General features: G+C 68.2%; 15 protein-coding genes. 12 read left to right on the forward strand and 3 right to left on the reverse strand.

Going from position 1 to position 15572, the window contains the following annotated elements:
- Positions 1-170 precede the first annotated feature (170 nt).
- The 12 genes from FHW81_RS11655 (at position 171) to FHW81_RS11710 (ending at position 11713) form a co-directional block, all read left to right on the forward strand.
- On the forward strand, positions 171-773 hold the full coding sequence (locus FHW81_RS11655; protein WP_003098455.1) for a transposase: 603 nt from the start codon (positions 171-173) through the stop codon (positions 771-773).
- 163 nt (positions 774-936) lie between these two features.
- Complete coding sequence (locus FHW81_RS11660) at positions 937-2571, forward strand: ShlB/FhaC/HecB family hemolysin secretion/activation protein (RefSeq protein WP_003116531.1); 1635 nt, start codon at positions 937-939, stop codon at positions 2569-2571.
- 23 nt (positions 2572-2594) lie between these two features.
- On the forward strand, positions 2595-4442 hold the full coding sequence (locus FHW81_RS11665; RefSeq protein ID WP_003160823.1) for a DUF2341 domain-containing protein: 1848 nt from the start codon (positions 2595-2597) through the stop codon (positions 4440-4442).
- A gap of 10 nt (positions 4443-4452) precedes the next feature.
- Complete coding sequence (locus tag FHW81_RS11670) at positions 4453-4872, forward strand: ExbD/TolR family protein (protein WP_003085366.1); 420 nt, start codon at positions 4453-4455, stop codon at positions 4870-4872.
- A gap of 8 nt (positions 4873-4880) precedes the next feature.
- On the forward strand, positions 4881-5627 hold the full coding sequence (locus FHW81_RS11675; RefSeq protein WP_003098450.1) for an energy transducer TonB family protein: 747 nt from the start codon (positions 4881-4883) through the stop codon (positions 5625-5627).
- 67 nt (positions 5628-5694) lie between these two features.
- Positions 5695-7401 carry a putative porin gene (locus FHW81_RS11680; protein WP_003123057.1) on the forward strand — a complete coding sequence of 569 codons (1707 nt, stop codon included), beginning with the start codon at positions 5695-5697 and terminating at the stop codon, positions 7399-7401.
- Positions 7402-7435: 34 nt separating this feature from the next.
- Entirely contained in the window at positions 7436-8098 is a 663-nt protein-coding gene (locus FHW81_RS11685) for a hypothetical protein (protein WP_058170508.1), read from the forward strand.
- A 28-nt stretch (positions 8099-8126) separates the two neighbouring features.
- Positions 8127-8606, forward strand: coding sequence for a YbjN domain-containing protein (locus tag FHW81_RS11690; RefSeq protein ID WP_049291154.1), 480 nt, complete (start codon positions 8127-8129; stop codon positions 8604-8606).
- A gap of 4 nt (positions 8607-8610) precedes the next feature.
- Positions 8611-9555, forward strand: a complete 945-nt coding sequence (locus FHW81_RS11695) for a peptidylprolyl isomerase (protein ID WP_003098445.1) — start codon at positions 8611-8613, stop codon at positions 9553-9555.
- A complete protein-coding gene (locus tag FHW81_RS11700) occupies positions 9555-9980 on the forward strand; it encodes a hypothetical protein (protein ID WP_003110838.1) in 426 nt (141 codons plus the stop codon). The genes FHW81_RS11695 and FHW81_RS11700 overlap by 1 nt, the downstream gene beginning before the upstream one ends.
- Positions 9981-9989: 9 nt before the next feature.
- A complete protein-coding gene (locus tag FHW81_RS11705) occupies positions 9990-10976 on the forward strand; it encodes a LysR family transcriptional regulator (protein WP_003098443.1) in 987 nt (328 codons plus the stop codon).
- 71 nt (positions 10977-11047) lie between these two features.
- Positions 11048-11713 carry a helix-turn-helix transcriptional regulator gene (locus tag FHW81_RS11710; protein WP_106120559.1) on the forward strand — a complete coding sequence of 222 codons (666 nt, stop codon included), beginning with the start codon at positions 11048-11050 and terminating at the stop codon, positions 11711-11713.
- On the opposite strand, the gene FHW81_RS11715 is transcribed toward FHW81_RS11710, so the two are convergent.
- The 3 genes from FHW81_RS11715 to FHW81_RS11725 form a co-directional block, all read right to left on the reverse strand.
- Entirely contained in the window at positions 11696-12601 is a 906-nt protein-coding gene (locus FHW81_RS11715) for a sterol desaturase family protein (RefSeq protein ID WP_003085391.1), read from the reverse strand. The two genes, FHW81_RS11710 and FHW81_RS11715, sit on opposite strands and share 18 nt — an antisense overlap.
- Before the next feature lie 78 nt (positions 12602-12679).
- The gene (locus tag FHW81_RS11720; protein WP_003123056.1) at positions 12680-13996 is read right to left on the reverse strand and encodes an MFS transporter; all 1317 of its coding nucleotides are present in this window, start codon (positions 13994-13996) and stop codon (positions 12680-12682) included.
- A 70-nt stretch (positions 13997-14066) separates the two neighbouring features.
- Positions 14067-15461 carry an amidase gene (locus FHW81_RS11725; protein WP_009875955.1) on the reverse strand — a complete coding sequence of 465 codons (1395 nt, stop codon included), beginning with the start codon at positions 15459-15461 and terminating at the stop codon, positions 14067-14069.
- Positions 15462-15572: the final 111 nt, after the last annotated feature.

The raw sequence follows: 15572 nt of genomic DNA on the forward strand, positions 1-15572 counted from the left end.
AAAGGCAGGGACGGGAACGAAAGGAATCGGCCATTTCCCGGTTGCGCTGACCGGTTGCTGGAAATGAGCGTGTCGTTCGAGAAAGACGCGTTCCGCTCTGAAACAAGAGAACAGTATCCGCTAACGGCCGTGGTCACTCCGGTGAATACGGCGAAGGACGGTGAGTATTGATGGAAAGTTACTCGAAAGTCGGTATGCAGGAACTTGACCAGCGCCTATCGAAGATCGTCGAAGCCGCACGCAAGAAACCGGTATCGGTTTATCGATATGGGGCGCCATGGGTCTGGATAGTGTCCCAGGAAGATTGGCAGGGTGCGCTCAAGGAAGTGTCCAGCTATATACCACCGGGACATTCCCTGGCGTTGCTGAAACCGCAAATAGAAAGTCTCCTTGGCGAAGAGGCGAAAGTCCTCTCGGCGCTCGCCCGCGAACATGGCATGCAGTTGGCCCCGGAGCCGCTGATCCACGCGCTGCTGCTGCAACTGCTGTACGCGATTCCCAGCGAGCAGCAGTTGTACGAGCAATTGAACTACAACCTGCTGTATCGCTGGTTCGTCGGCCTGGAAATGAAGCAGAAGATCTGGAATTTTCCGGTTTTCGTCAGCGATATAACCGTCCTGCTGAACAGCGCGGAGGCGGTAAGGATAATAGGCAGGATTATCGGGGAAGTGATTTCCGGGGATCTCATGCAGATGCCGGAGTTCTCCCTGAACTTCGCCTTGTTGCATACATGGCAAGCGCGCCATGGCGGAGCGCGACGGCTGAATATCTAGCACGAAAGTGAAAATAGAAAAGAACGAGATTTCATAAGGGCGGGCGCCGTTTTTAACAGGTTGTTCATGCGTCGCCGCTAGTTTGTTGTCTTTCACAGAACTGTTCGATGAACGGACTTGTTGCATTAGAACAATAAGTCCCGATGGAACTTCGGGGGACCGTGTGAAGCGTTCGCTGTTCAATTGTGCGCACCCGTTTCGCCAGCGCTGGTCGATCGGTTGCCTGGCTGTCGCATTGTCGTGCGCTTCGCTGGCCGACGAGGCCCCTCCCGCCGCGGCGGGAGCCGAGACCCAGCGTCTGGTGGACATCAACGAGTACGTGGTACGCGGCAACACCGTGCTGGACAACCGCGCCATCGAGGCGGCGGTGTATCCCTTCCTCGGACCGCAGCGCAGCCTGGGCGACATCGAGGGGGCGCGCGATGCGCTGCAGGCCGCCTACCAGGAGAAGGGCTACCAGTCGGTCTACGTCGAGCTGCCGGAGCAGCAGGTGAGCGGCGGGGTGGTCTACCTGCAGGTCACCGAGACCACTGTCGGTCGCGTCCGGGTGGTCGGCGCCAAGCACTATTCGCCGGTGGAGTTGCGCGAGGAAGTGCCGGCCCTGGAGGAGGGCAAGGTGCCCGACTTCGCCCAGGTCCAGCGCGAGCTGGCGCAGGTCAACCGCACCCCCGGCCGCCAGGTGCTGCCGATGGTGCGCGAGGGCCAGCGGCCCGGCACCATGGACGTCGACCTGCAGGTGGAAGACAAGAATCCCTGGCACGCCAGCATCGGCCTGAACAACGACTACAGCGCCGACACCCGTCACTTGCGCTCGGTGGTTTCGCTGGGCTACGACAACCTCTGGCAACTCGGCCACGCCATCTCGCTGACCTATTTCACCGCGCCGCAGGACCAGGACAACGCCAAGGTCTGGTCCGGCTCCTATACCGCGCCGCTGAGCCAGCGCTGGAGCGTGCAGTTGTCCGGCTACCAGTCCGACAGCGACGTGGCCACGGTGGGCAGCATGAATGTGGTCGGCCAGGGCCACTCCTACGGCGTGGCGGCGATCTACAGCCTGCCGGTCACCGGCCTCTGGTCGCACTCGTTCTCCTTCGGCGTCGACTTCAAGGACTTCGAGGAACAGACCCGGATCGGCGGCAACAACGACAGGGTGCCGATCAAGTACGCCCCGCTGACCCTCGGCTACAACGGTTTCCGCTACACCGAACGTTCCCAGTTGGCCCTTGGCCTGAGCCTGGTGGCCGGTACCGGCAGTCTCCTCGGCTACGGCGACGACGACGAGGAATTCGACCGCAAGCGTTATCGCGCCAAGTCCGGCTTCGGCGTGCTCAAGGGCGATCTCAACCACACCCTGACCTTCGGCGGCGACTGGCAGGTGGCGACCAAGGCGGCCTTCCAGCTCGCCTCCGGGCCGCTGATTTCCAACGAACAGTTCGCCGCCGGCGGTGCCACCAGCGTGCGTGGCTACCTGGCGGCGGAGAACACCGCCGACGACGGCTACCTGCTCTCCCAGGAATGGCGTACGCCGTCCCTCGGACGCTTCCTCGGCAAGCGCGCCGGCGGCTACGTCAACGACTGGCGCTTCTACGTGTTCGCCGAGGGCGCGCAACTGCGCCTGCAGGATGCGCTGCCCGAACAGGACGACGACTTCAGCCTGGCCAGCGTCGGCATCGGCACCCGCGCGCAACTCGCCGACTGGCTGTCCGGCAGCCTCGACTGGGCCTTCCCGCTGCTGGAAGGGACGAACACCGACAAACACGACTCGCGCCTGCATTTCAGCGTGCAGGCGAGCTTCTGACGCTGACCCCGGAGTAACCCCACATGTATCGCTTATTGCTGACATCGCTGATCTGCCTGGGCCTGCTGGCCCCGGCCAGCGCCAGTGCCTGGTGGCAGGACGACTGGCAGTACCGCAAGCAGGTCTCGGTCGATACCACCCCGCAAGGCGCGGCGATCAACGAGAGTCTCGGTCGCCTGCCGTTGCTGGTGCGCCTGCATACCGGCAACTTCACCTTCGACGGGGTCAACGAGAACGGCTCGGACATCCGCTTCGTCGCCGCCGACGACAAGACCGTGTTGCGCCACCAGGTCGAGAGCTTCGACCCACTGATGGGCATGGCCCTGATCTGGGTCGACGTGCCGCGGGTGGAGGGTGGCCAGCGCCAGGACATCTGGATGTACTACGGCAACGCCAAGGCGCCGGAGAGCGGCAACGGCCAGTCGGTGTTCGACCCGGACTACACCCTGGTCTATCACTTCGACGGTGCGCCGGGCACTCCGCCGCGGGACTCCACCGCCTACGCCAACAATGCGCAGACCGCCGCCGGCAGTCCGGTGGAGGGCGTCATCGGTCGCTCCGCGCAACTGCTGGGCCAGCCGCTGCTGCTGCCGGCCAGCCCATCGCTGGCGGTGAGCGCCGGTGGCACCTTCAGCTTCAGCGGCTGGGTGCGTCCCGACCAACTGGCCGGCGAACAGGTCCTGCTGTCGCGCCGCGAAGGCGGCAACGCCCTGTTGGTCGGCCTGGCCCAGGGCGCGCCCTTCGTCGAGCTGAACGGTCAGCGCGCTGCCGCCAGCCAGGCCCTGGCGCAGGGGCAATGGCAGCATCTGGCGCTGGTCGCCGACGGTACCCGGCTGGCGCTGTATCTCGGCGGTCGCGAAGTCGCCAGCCTGGCGGCGGCGCTGCCGGCGTTCAGCGGCGCGATCGCCATCGGCGCGGAAGGCCAGGGCGCGCCTGCGGTCGCCACCGAAGCGGCAAGCGGGGAAGGTGAGGCGAGCGCCGCGGCGCCGACCCTGCAACCCTTCCAGGGCGCCATCGACGAGTTGCGCCTGTCGAAGATCGCCCGCCCGGCGGCGCTGCTCCTCGCCGACGCCACCGCCCAGGGCGCCGAGTCGCGCCTGGTGGCCTACGGGGTCGACGAGAAGCAGTCCGGCTTCGGCTTCGGCAAGCTCGGCTTCCTGCTCAACGCAGTGCCGCTGGATGCCTGGGTGATCATCGCGATCCTGGCGCTGATGATGGTCCAGTCGTGGGTCATCATGTACCGCAAGAACCAGAACGTCGGCCGTGTCAGTCGCGCCAACGGGCTGTTCCGCGAGCGCTTCGCCGAGGTCGGCACGCGCCTGGAACTGCTCGCCGACGACCGCGAGCTGGCCGCCCGCCTGCAACACTCCTCGCTGTGGCGCCTGTACCAGGTGGCGGTGAAGGAGATCCGCACCCGCCGCGAGCAGGGCGCCGACACCTCTTCCGTCTCCGCGGCCACCATCGAGGCGATCCGCGCCTCCATGGACGGCGTGCGCACCAAGGAGAACCAGCAGCTCGGCTCGCGCCTGTCGAGCCTGTCCAACGCCATCGCCGGCGGCCCCTACATCGGCCTGCTCGGCACCGTGCTGGGGATCATGGTGGTGTTCCTCGGCACCGCCATGGCCGGCGACGTCAACATCAATGCCATCGCCCCGGGCATGGCCGCCGCCCTGCTGGCCACGGCCATGGGCCTGTTCGTCGCGATCCCCGCGTTGTTCGGCTACAACCGCCTGGTCACGCGGAACAAGGAAGTCAGCGCGGACATGCGGGTGTTCGTCGACGAGTTCGTCACCCGCCTCGCCGAGGTGCATGGCGAAAGCCAGCTCAGCGAAGTGGCCCATCGTCGCAACGGCCAGCCGTTGCCGGCCTGAGGAGAACGCCATGGCTTCCGTGAACAGCAGCCACGACGATGACGACGACGGCGCCGTCGACAGCATCAACATCACCCCGCTGGTGGACGTGCTGATGGTGGTGCTGGTGATGTTCATCCTCACCGCCACCGCCCAGGTCGCCGGGATCCAGATCAACCTGCCGAAGGCCAGTGCCACCGTGGCGCTGTCGCAGCCCAAGACCAAGGCGATCTCGGTGAACGACGCCGGCCAGGTGTTCCTCGACGCCTACCCGGTGACCCTGCCCGAGCTGGAGGACCGCCTGCGTACGGAGAAGGCCCTCAACCCCGACTTCCCGGTAGTGGTCCGCGGCGACGCCACGGTGCAGTACCAGAAGGTCATCGAGGTCCTCGACCTGCTGCGCCGCCTGGAGCTGTCCCAGGTCGGCCTGGTCACCGGCAAACCGACCTGAGGCCCGGGATGAACATGTCCGCCGATCCCAAGCACACCCCCGAGCCGAAAAATGCCGCGCCACTGTCCATCGACGGCCGCCCGGCGAACCCGACCCTGCGCTACCTCAAGTGGGGCCTCGGCGCGCTGCTGCTCGCCGGCCTCGCCTGGCTGGTCTGGGAGTGGGCCAACGACATGAGCGGCGTGCGCCGCGAGGCGCCCAAGGTGCCGGCGATCATCCCGCTGCCGCCACCGCCTCCGCCGCCGCCGGAAAAACCGCCGGAACCGGAGCAGCCGGTGGAAGAGGAAAAGATCGTCGAGCCGGAACCGCAACCCGAACTGGAGGAGGTCAAGCCGCAGGAGGAAGCGCCGCCGTCGCCGGCCGACGACCTGGCCGACCCGATGCAGATGGATGGCGACGCCCAGTCCGGCTCCGACGCTTTCAACATCGGCGCCGGCAAGGGCGGCGGGATGGCCGGTTCCGGCGGCGGTCGCGCCGGCAACGCCAGCTATAGCCAGTACCTGGCCTACGCCTTCCAGCGCCTGCTGCGGGACAACCCGGAGCTGCGCAACCTGGCGTTCCGCCTGCAGGCGGAGATCTGGCTGAGTTCCTCGGGGGATATCACCCGGGCCGAACTGACCCGCTCCAGCGGCGACCCCGAGACCGACCAGAAGGTGCTGGCCGCGCTGCGCGCCGCCGGCCGCCTGGAAGAACGCCCGCCGGCTTCGCTGACCCTGCCGGTGCGCATCGCCCTGCAGGGCAAGCGGCCGGGATGAGAAGACGCCAACCCAGAACGATTTCCGGCAGGCGACTGCCTTGAAGGACCTTAGGAGCCGTACACAGATGAACGCGAAAGTGAACCGACTGGCGCTGGGGATGGGCGTCATGCTCGCCGCGCTGGCCGGCCAGGCGCAGGCCCAGCCGCCGGCGCCCTCGGAGAACGCCACGATCAACCTGATCCGCCTGCTGGTACAGCAGGGCGTGTTGAAGAAGGAACAGGCCGATGCGCTGGTCAGGCAGGCCGAGGCCGAGGCGCAGCAGGCCCAGCAGGCGCGCCAGGCCGTGGCGCCCGCGGCGGCCGTTGCCGCTGTCCCCGGGGAGGTCCGCGTACCCTATATCCCGCAGGTGGTGCGCGACCAGATCCGCGACGAAGTGAAGGCCGAGGTAATGACCCAGGCCAAGGCGGAGAATTGGGCGCAGCCCAACGCCTTCCCGGACTGGGCCTCGCGCATCAGCTTCGACGGCGACGTGCGCTTGCGCTACGAGTCGCGCTCCTTCGGCAACGGCAACAGCAACCAGATCACCGACTTCGCCGAACTCAACGACGACGGTCCCTATGACGTCAACCCGAATACCAGCTCGGGCCTGCCGCCGCTGCTCAATACCCGCGAGGACCGCGACAGCCTGCTGCGCCTGCGCGCGCGCTTCGGCCTCAAGGCGGCGCTGTCGGAAAGCTGGAGCGCCGGCATCCGCATCGGCACCGGTTCGGACAACAACCCGGTGTCGACCACCCAGACCCTCGGCGGCGGCTTCGGCAAGAAGGACCTCTGGCTCGACCAGGGCTACCTGACCTGGAAGCCCAGCGAGCGCCTGAGCCTGACCGGCGGGCGGATCGCCAATCCGTTCCTGTCCACCGACCTGCTGTATTCCAACGACCTCAACTTCGACGGCGTGGCGGCGATCTTCAACCAGCCGCTGAGCCGCGATGTCGCGCTGTTCGGCACGGTCGGCGCGTTCCCCGTGGAATACAGCTCGGACACCGCCTCGTCGAACGGCTTCGACAAGGAAGACAGCGACAACAAGTGGCTCTACGGCGCGCAACTGGGCGCCACCTGGAAGATCAACCCGCAGCACAGCCTTACCGGCGCGCTGGCCTACTACCGCTTCGACGATATCGAAGGGCGGCGTTCCAGCCCTTGCCGGCCCTGGGCCGGAGATCCGGAGTGTGACACCGACGGCAGCCGTCCGACCTTCATGCAGAAGGGCAACACGGTGTTCCTCCTGCGCGACATCGTGCCCAACCCGGCCGACCCGGCGAACACGCCGAACCCGCAGTACGTCGGCCTGGCCTCGGAGTTCAATCTGCTCGACCTGAACCTCGGCTGGGATGCCGAGCTACCCAACGACTTCAAGCTGCGGGTGGCCGGCAACTACGTGCACAACCTGGGCTACGACGAGGGCGACATGCGCAAGCGCGCCGGCGGTGTGGCGCAGATCGCCAACAACCTCGGCTCCGACGGCGACATCAAGAGCGGGGCGAACGCCTGGATGCTCCAGTTCACCCTGGGCAACGCCCTGGACATGCGCGACGCCGGCGACTGGCAGGTCTTCGCCGCCTACAAGTACATCCAGCCGGATGCCCTGCCGGACGGTTTCAACGATTCCACCTTCCACCTTGGCGGGACCAACGCCAAGGGCTACATCCTCGGCGCCAGCTATGGCTTCGACAAGCGCGTCTACGGTACCGCGCGCTGGCTCAGCTCCGACGAGGTCTACGGCGCACCGTTCTCCATCGACGTCCTGCAACTCGAGGTCAACACGCGCTTCTGAGCGCTCCTCGAGGCAGACCATGAAGAGGCAGACCATGAACACGCGACCTTTCTCATTACCGATCTGGGCCCAGGCGCTGCTCGCCGGGGCCGCCTTCGCCGCCTACGCCAGCCAGGCGGCCTACGCCGACAGCCTGGAGGAACGCCTGCGCGCCCAGTTGCGCAGCACCACCCAGCAACTCCAGGCGCTGCAGACCGAACAGGCCCAGGCCGCCGCGGCGAAAGCCGCGCTGGAGAGCCAGCGCGATGCGGCGCTGGCCCAGGTCAAGCAACTGAGCGCCGAGCTGACCCGGGCCAAGGGCCAGGCCGAGCAGCTCTCGGCCCAGCAACAGGGCTTGCACGACCGGGCGCGGCAGATGGTCGAGGCGAGCAACGAGCAACTGGGCAAGTACAAGCAGGCCTACGACGAGTTGCTGGTCATGGCGCGAGCCAAGGAGGCCGAGCGGCAGAAGCTCGACCTGGCGTTCCGCGAGCACGACCAGCAGTTGCAGCAGTGCACCGCGAAGAATCGGGAGATGTATGGCGTGGCCAAGGAGATCCTCGGCGCCTACGAGAACGTCAGCGTCGCCGAGGTGATGAAGATCCGCCAACCGTTCGCCAGCGGTGCGCGGGTGAAATTCGAAGAGATGGCGCAGAAGCTCGGCGACGACCTCTACAAGACCCAGGTCGAGAACCGCCAGGCGGCGCTCGCCCAGTGAAATCCGATAGCAAACCAGGAACCCGGACATGAACGACATCACCCTGATCGAACACCTTTCCGTCGACAGCCTGACCGAGGCCTTGCAGGAGGCCGGCTACCGGGTCAACCGCAGCGAGCAGAACGGCGTCGTGCAACTGCTCAGTGCCAGCCAGGGAATCGGCTACGCGGTGCGCTTCGGCAATCCGGCGGCGACGCCGGCGAGCTACCTCGACTTCACCTTCAGCTGCGCCCTGCGCGTGCAGGGCGAATTGCCCGCCGGGCTGACCGAGCGCTGGAATCTCAGCCGGCGCTTCGGCCGCCTGTCGCAGCAGGGCGAGTTCCTGGTGATGGAAATGGACGTGATCGTCGCCGGCGGCGTCAGCCCGGCCAACCTGCATAGCCATATCGAACTGTGGGATCGCCTGCTGCAGGAGTTCATCGCCTATCTGCGCGACTACAGCCGCCTGGCCGCGGAGCAGCAGGGCATGGCGCAGGATGCCGGTCAACCCGTCGATGGCGAGGCCTGAGCCGATGCGGCCGGCATTTCGTTGCGGCATCCTGGCGTTCGCGCTTGCCGTTCTCGCCGGCTGTGGCCAGCGCGAGGACGGCGGCGCGGGCCAGGCCCAGGCCGCGCTTGCCAAGCCATCTGCCAGCGCCGCCGCGGAGCCCGCGGTGGCCCGCCTCGGTGCCTTGCAGGTGGCGCCGGACGAACTGAAGGCGCTGCTGGCCGAGGTGCCGGCGGAAACCCGCGCGCAGTTGAGCGAGAACCGCGACGCGATGGAACGCTGGATGCGTGCGCGACTGGCCGAGAAGGCGCTCTACGAACAGGCCAGCGCCCAGGACTGGCAACAGCGTCCGCAGGTGAAGACGCTGATCGATGCGGCGGCGCGGCAGATCGTCCTGCGTACCTACCTGGAGTCGGTGAGCACGGTGCCCGAGGACTACCCCAGCGATGCCGAACTGCAGGCCGCCTACCAGGCGAACAAGGCGCAACTGGCTGTACCGGCGCTGTACCGGGTCAGCCAGATCTTCATCGCCGCCTCTGCGGCCGGCGGGCTTGCCGAAGCGCGCAAGCGCGCCCAGGAACTCTACCGGCAGGCCGCGGACGGCGACTTCGCCGAACTGGCGCGCAAGCATTCCGACGACCCGCAGACCGCCCGCAACGGCGGCGACATCGGTGGGTTGCTGGCGCAGGCGCAACTGCTGCCGGCGATCCGTCCGGCGCTGGAACGGCTAAAGGTCGGCGCGGTGTCCGAGCCGATCCAGGGCGCCAACGGTTTCCACCTGGTCAAGCTGACCGAGCGTCGCGACGCCCGCCTCGCCACCCTCGACGAGGTCCGTGGTCGCCTGCGCGAAAGCCTGCGCGCGCAACGCCAGGAGCAGATAGCCAAGGCCTACCTGGATGGCCTGGTGAACAACGCTACCCTGAGCATCGACGGCGCGTTGCTCGGCAAGACCCTGGCGGAACTGCACTGATGGACGGCATCCCGGAGGCCAGGCGTGGGCCGCGCGCGAGCCGCTGGCGGCACCTGCGCAGCTGGCTGTTCGGCGAGCCCGAGCGGTTCCGCGACGAACGCCAGCGGCTCTGGGGCGCCTATGCCGCATGGCTCGGCGAGCAGGTCCAGCAGCGCCTGGGCGAAGACGCCGAAACCGCGCCGCGGCTGCTGGCCTTCCTGGAGTCGCGGCGCGCGGCGGGGCAGTTGCCGAATACCGACATCGACCTGCGGGTCTGGCTCGACGAACGCGGCTGGATCGTCCGTCTCGCCTGCCTGCGCAGCGACGCCGAGCCGATCGAGAATGAACTGCGGCGCGCGCTGATGGACCGTTCGTTGCGCCTGCCGCCGCCGGAACACATGCCGCAGCCGATCGAACTGCGGATTCGCCTCATGCCTGGACGCTAGCGAGGAAGCATGGCCCTATCGGAGTCCGCCGGGCAGCGCCCGGCACTGCTCAGGCCCGCGCAGGGACGCGACGACCGTGCCTATTGGCACGAGCTGTTCGGTTCTCTGGAGGTGGTGCATTTCTTCCTGGTCACTGCCCGTTGCGGCTGTTTCATGCAGGCTGCGCGCAGCCTGGACGTCAAGCCGACACTGCTGCGCAAGACCCTGGCCCGGCTCGAGGAGCGCCTCGGCCTGCATCTGTTCGTGCATGAGGGCAACGCCCTCTCGCTGACCCGCGAGGGCCGCATCGTCCAGGCCGCCGGGCAGCGCCTGGTCGAGGACAGCCAGAGCCACGCCGATCTTCACCGGCAACAGCCGCTGGTGCGCCTGGCGGTGGCCGAAAGCGTCCTGCACGATGTGCTCAGTCGCGAGCTGTGGGGCTACCTGCGCAAGAACGCCAACCTGCGCGTAGCCCTCGCCGAGTTGCGCGAGGGCTGGCCGGAAAGCGCAGGGCCGGCGGAGATCGCCATCTGGATCGCCGATCCGGGGCAGCCGCATCCGGCGATGGAAGGCCACTTCGCCGCACCGGCGCGCATCGCCGAGCTGGAGTACCAGCCGCACATCGGCAAGCGCTATTCGCGCGAGCGCACGCGGCCGGCCAGCGAGGACGAGCTGGACGACTACCTGCTGGCGCAGCTCCACGGTCACGCCGCCAGCGCCGCCCTGGCGCCCTGGAACCGGCGGGTGGCGGCTCGCCAGTCGGGAGTGATCGAGGTGCAGAGCCACGACCTGCTGCTACAGGCGATCCTCTGGGGCGCCTGCATCGGCCTGCTGCCGCATTACGCCGGACGCCTGGAGCGCAACCTGGCGGCGTTGCCGCAGGTCTTCGACGAGCCGATGCGGCGGGAAGTCTGGATGAGCGTGCAGCCGGAAGCGGAGAACCGCGTGGAAGTGCGTGCCTTGCTCGATCTGATCGAGCACGCCTTCGACGACCGGCGCGACTGGTTCGGACGCTGACCTTGCGGGCTTGACGGCGGTCGCCATAGCCGACACCGTTTCGCCACGGAACGGTTGACGGAAGGTACGCGATGACGGAGCGGCATTGGCAGGGCGAGGTCTGGCTGGCGCGGGACCACGCGCTGTTCGCCGGGGTCAACGGCGATACCCGCGAGCACGCGCACTATGCCCACCAGTTGCTGCTGGCGGAGACGCCGCTGCGAGTGCGCGTCGCTGGCCAGGTACTGGAGGCCCGGCGCTTGCTGGTGCCCTCGCTGCAAGCCCATCGCGTCGAAGCGTCGCAGCCGTTGCTGGCGCTGTACGCCGAGCCGCTGGCGTTCGACAGCGACGACCTGCGTCAGCTTCTCGAGGACGCTCCCGGCGAGCCCGAGGCGTTGCTGGGGCGGCTTGCGCGGCTGCCTCGTCGACGGCTCGACCGCCGCGTCGAAAAGGCCCTGGCGGCGCTCGACGAGCAACTCGCGGCGCGGGTCGAGGCGGAAAGACTGGCGCGCAGCGCCAGTCTTTCGCTGAGCCAACTGGAGCGGCTGTTCGCCGTCCAGGTCGGCCTGTCGGTACGCCGCCTGGTGCTCTGGCGCCGCCTGTACCTGGCCTTCGCCCTGGCCTTGCAGGGGCGCAGCCTGACCGAGGCGGCCCATCACGCCGGCTTTGCCGACGCCGCGCACCTGTCGCGCAGCGTACGCAGCCTGCTCGGTATCCGCGCCGGCCTGTCGCTGCCGCACCTACGCCTGGCCGGCTGAACGCCCCAATCCTTCCGGCGGCTGTGGGACGTGCCTGCTGCGTGGCAGGTCGCGGAATGGCGCGAGCAACTGGCCGGCATAGTCGCGGGGATAGTCAGGCTGGTCGCCGATGCCCATGTCGGTGCTGTCCAGGCGGTAGTCGGGACGATGGAGGGCGGTGCCGAGCAGGCGGTCCCAGACGCTGAAGAACAGCGCGAAGTTGACGTCGCCGGCGCGCCCGTAGCGGATGTGGTGCAGGCGATGCAGCGGTGCCCAGGCGAACACATGGCGTAACCCGCCGATGCGCATGTCGACGTTGCTGTGTTGCAGCAGCAACTGGATGCCGATGGCGAAGGCGAGCAGCGCGGCGACCGTCTGCGGCACGCCGAGCAGCAACAGCGGCAGGGTGCCGCCGAGCGCTTCCAGGCCCAGGTGCAGGGGATGCTTCATCAGCCCGTTGAAACCGTACAGGCGCTGCACGCTATGGTGCACCGCGTGCAGCCGCCAAAGCAGCGCCGAACGGTGGCTGGCGTAGTGCACCAGGGTGATGCCGAGATCGGCCAGGACGATCGCCAGCAGCAGTTGCAGCCACAGCGGCCAGGCCTGCGGCCATACCGGCCAGAAGCCCAGGACTCCGGCCAGCAGTGGCAGGGCGAGGATGCCAAGTGCGTTCAGGCTTTCGTTGACCGACGCGTGCAGGACATCGCGCAGGCGGTCGGCGTGCGGCCGGTTCCAGCGTGGCTGGTAGGGCAGTCGTCGTTCGGCGAGAAAGGACAGGCCGAGCGCCCCGAGGAACAGGGCGACCAGCCAGGCGTGGGAAGCCTGGCGATAGCCGACCTGCCAGGTCGCCAGGCCGATGAAGCCGGACCAGAAGAGGGGCGCGTAGGCGTAGCGCAGGAAGAACTGCATGGTGGGACCTCCGGATGAATGAGGTCCCCAGCGTCGCTCGCGACAGGCCGGCGGCGCTTGAACGAACCGCGCAAGTTCTCAGTCGCGCAGCACCAGCGGCGCGCCTCCCATGTCCCCGCGACCCGGCCAGGTCTCGCGGGCCAGCCAGGCCCCACCCAGGCAGACCAGGTTGGCCAGCAGCAGGTAGCCCAGCGGCGACAGCGGATTGCCGGTGACGCCGATCAGCCAGGTCACCACGATCTGCGCGGTGCCGCCGAACGCGGCGACGCCGGTCGCATAGACCAGGGAAAAACCGGTGGAGCGCAGCGCCCGGGGGAAGCTTTCTACCAGCAGCACGATCAGCGCCGCGCCGCTCATGCCATGCAGGGCCGAGAGCAGGGCGAGGACGGCGAGGAAGACTGCCGGCTCGGGGTGACGGGTCATTGCCTGCAGTGCCGGGAACAGCACCGCGAGCAGCGCCAGGCGCGGCAGGATCAGCACGGCGCGGCGCCCGTAGCGGTCGCAGAGCACGCCGCCGAGCAACGCCGAGAGCGCCAGTGCGGCGCCGGCGACCAGCGTCGAGAGCATCGCGATGCCCGCCGGCAGGTGTAGCTCGGTAAGGGCGAAGGTGGTCATGTAGTTGAGGAAGTACTGGGTGATGGTGCTTCCGGAGAGGATCAGCAGACCGAGCAGCAGGGCCCGCCGATGATTGCCGAACAATTCGCCGAGCAGGCTCCGGGTGCTGGCCTGGCGGCCGCGTCCGGCAAAGGTCTCGGCCAGGTTGAGGCGGATGTACAGGCCGATCGGCAGGACCAGCAGGCCGGCCGCGAAGGGAATCCGCCAGCCCCATTCCTGCAGTTGGCGCTCGTCGAGCCAGAGGGTGAGCAGGTAACCCATCAGCCCGGCGGCGACCGCCGCGATGCCTTGCGCTACGACCTGCCAGCAGGCGTAGGTGCCGCGCTTGTGCGGCGGCGCCGCCTCGAGGATGTAGGTGGTCGCCGGTCCGGCCTCGCCGCCCCAGGCCAGGCCTTGCAGCAGGCGGGTCAGCACCAGCAGCAGCGGCGCAGCCGGGCCGATGCTGTCGTAGCCGGGGAGCACCGCGATGCCGCCGGTGCCCAGCGCCATCAGGAACAGGGTAAGGAGCATCGCCGGCTTGCGCCCGGCGCGGTCGGCGTAGGCGCCGATAAGGATCGCGCCGAGGGGGCGGATGACGAAGCCGACGCCGAACGCGGTGACCGACAGGAGCAGGCTGACGAAGGCGCTGTCGGAGGGGAAGAAAGTCCGTCCGATCATCACCGCGAAGGTGGCATAGACCCCGAAGTCGAAGAACTCCACGGCGTTGCCGAGGACCACGGCAAAGACGCTGCGGCGGCTGGCCGGATCGGCGGCCGCCGGGGGACGGGTGGGGGAGCGCATGGCGAAGGCCCTCTCGGAGTGACGACTGAAACACTCAGGCCTGGAGCCGAGCGACGAGCGGCCGCCGGCTTCAGTCAGCCGGCGGCCGGGGCCAGCCGTGGATCGGACCGCGCCAGCCTTCGTAGGTCTTGCCGATGCGCAACAGCCAGGTATCGGCGAAGCGCGGCGCGACCAGTTGCAGGCCGATCGGCATGCCGGCGGCCGTGAAGCCGCAGTTTATCGAGAGCGCGGGCTGTTCGCCCATATTCCACGGCACGGTGAAGACGATGTGCTCGAACGGCCGCTGCGGATCGTTCAGCGGCGAGGCCCAGTCGGCGGGGAAGGCCTCGACCTGGTTGGTCGGCGTCAGCAGCAGGTCGATCTCGCCGAACAGCCGGGCGGCGCGCCGGCGCATCTCGAAGGTCTGGTTGAAACCGCGCACCGCATCGACCCCGCTAACCCGTGCGCCGCCCTCGGCCCAGGCGTGGACATAGGGCAGCACCCTGGCCCGCCGCGTCTCGTCGAGGAGCAGCAGTTCGCTCCACAGGCGGGCGCGCCAGAAGTCGTTCAGGCCGTCGAGCAGGCTCCGGTCCATCAGCGGTTCGACGATCCTGAGCTGGGCGCCGTGCTCCTCGAACAGCCGCGCTGCGGCCTCGATCGCGGCGCGGATTTCCGCGTCGGGCTGCAGGCCGCAGCCGGGGTCGAGTTGCAGGCCGACCCTCAGGCCGCGCACCGACAGCGGCTCGGCGCTCCAGTCCAGCGCTTCCGGCGGCAGGCTGGTGGCGTCGCGGGCGTCGGGCTGCGCGAGGTAGCGCATCAGCAGCAGGCAGTCGTCCATGCAGCGGGTCATCGGACCGGCGCAGCGACCGGTGTAGTAGGGGTCGATGGGGATCCGCCCGAGGCTTGGCTTGAAGCCCACCAGGCCGCACCAGCCCGCCGGCAGTCGTACCGAGCCGCCGATGTCGGTGCCCAGGTGCAGCGGTCCGTAGCCGGCGGCGGCCGCCGCTGCCGCGCCCGAACTGGAGCCGCCGGTATTGTTGGCCAGGTTCCAGGGATTGCGGGTGACTCCGTGGAAGCTGGAGAGGCCGGATGAGAGCATGCCGAAGTCTGGAACCGTAGTCTTGGCCAGGACGATCGCGCCGGCTTCGCGCAGCCGAGCGGCCGGTGGCGCGTCGCAGGGCGCGGGTTGCAGGGCGGTGGCGGCGCTGCCCAATGGGATAGGTTCGCCAGCGGTCGCGATCAGCTCCTTGATGGTTACCGGCAGCCCGTCCAGCGGGCCTTTGGGCTGTCCCTTGCGCCAGCGCTCGGTGGCCGCCGCGGCCTGTTCGCGAATCCGTTGCGGGTCGAAGCGATACAGCGCGTTGAGATGCGGTTCCCAGCGCTGGATGTGGGCCAGCAGATGCTCGTAGTACTCGCCAGGCGAGAGTTCCCGGCGGGCGAACAGTGCCAGCAGGCGGGTTCCCGGGAGGTCGTGCAGCGCGGTCATTCAAGCTCCCTCGAAGAACGGCCGCGGGCGTCAAGCGGCCGGCCTACCCGTTGTCGGGCGGCGATTCGAAACCAAGGTGTATCGGGGAGGTATAGCCCATGCACGACGAAT

This window comes from Pseudomonas sp. RC10-4-2, from assembly GCF_050433085.1.
GTDB lineage: Bacteria > Pseudomonadota > Gammaproteobacteria > Pseudomonadales > Pseudomonadaceae > Pseudomonas > Pseudomonas aeruginosa.

Bases quoted from the DNA above. Each gene is read 5' to 3' on its own strand.
- FHW81_RS11655 (WP_003098455.1), top strand. From the start codon at position 171: ATGGAAAGTTACTCGAAAGTCGGTATGCAGGAACTTGACCAGCGCCTA.
- FHW81_RS11665 (WP_003160823.1), top strand. From the start codon at position 2,595: ATGTATCGCTTATTGCTGACATCGCTGATCTGCCTGGGCCTGCTGGCC.
- FHW81_RS11670 (WP_003085366.1), top strand. From the start codon at position 4,453: ATGGCTTCCGTGAACAGCAGCCACGACGATGACGACGACGGCGCCGTC.
- FHW81_RS11675 (WP_003098450.1), top strand. From the start codon at position 4,881: ATGAACATGTCCGCCGATCCCAAGCACACCCCCGAGCCGAAAAATGCC.
- FHW81_RS11680 (WP_003123057.1), top strand. From the start codon at position 5,695: ATGAACGCGAAAGTGAACCGACTGGCGCTGGGGATGGGCGTCATGCTC.
- FHW81_RS11685 (WP_058170508.1), top strand. From the start codon at position 7,436: ATGAACACGCGACCTTTCTCATTACCGATCTGGGCCCAGGCGCTGCTC.
- FHW81_RS11690 (WP_049291154.1), top strand. From the start codon at position 8,127: ATGAACGACATCACCCTGATCGAACACCTTTCCGTCGACAGCCTGACC.
- FHW81_RS11695 (WP_003098445.1), top strand. From the start codon at position 8,611: ATGCGGCCGGCATTTCGTTGCGGCATCCTGGCGTTCGCGCTTGCCGTT.
- FHW81_RS11700 (WP_003110838.1), top strand. From the start codon at position 9,555: ATGGACGGCATCCCGGAGGCCAGGCGTGGGCCGCGCGCGAGCCGCTGG.
- FHW81_RS11705 (WP_003098443.1), top strand. From the start codon at position 9,990: ATGGCCCTATCGGAGTCCGCCGGGCAGCGCCCGGCACTGCTCAGGCCC.
- FHW81_RS11710 (WP_106120559.1), top strand. From the start codon at position 11,048: ATGACGGAGCGGCATTGGCAGGGCGAGGTCTGGCTGGCGCGGGACCAC.
- FHW81_RS11715 (WP_003085391.1), bottom strand. From the start codon at position 12,601: ATGCAGTTCTTCCTGCGCTACGCCTACGCGCCCCTCTTCTGGTCCGGC.
- FHW81_RS11720 (WP_003123056.1), bottom strand. From the start codon at position 13,996: ATGCGCTCCCCCACCCGTCCCCCGGCGGCCGCCGATCCGGCCAGCCGC.
- FHW81_RS11725 (WP_009875955.1), bottom strand. From the start codon at position 15,461: ATGACCGCGCTGCACGACCTCCCGGGAACCCGCCTGCTGGCACTGTTC.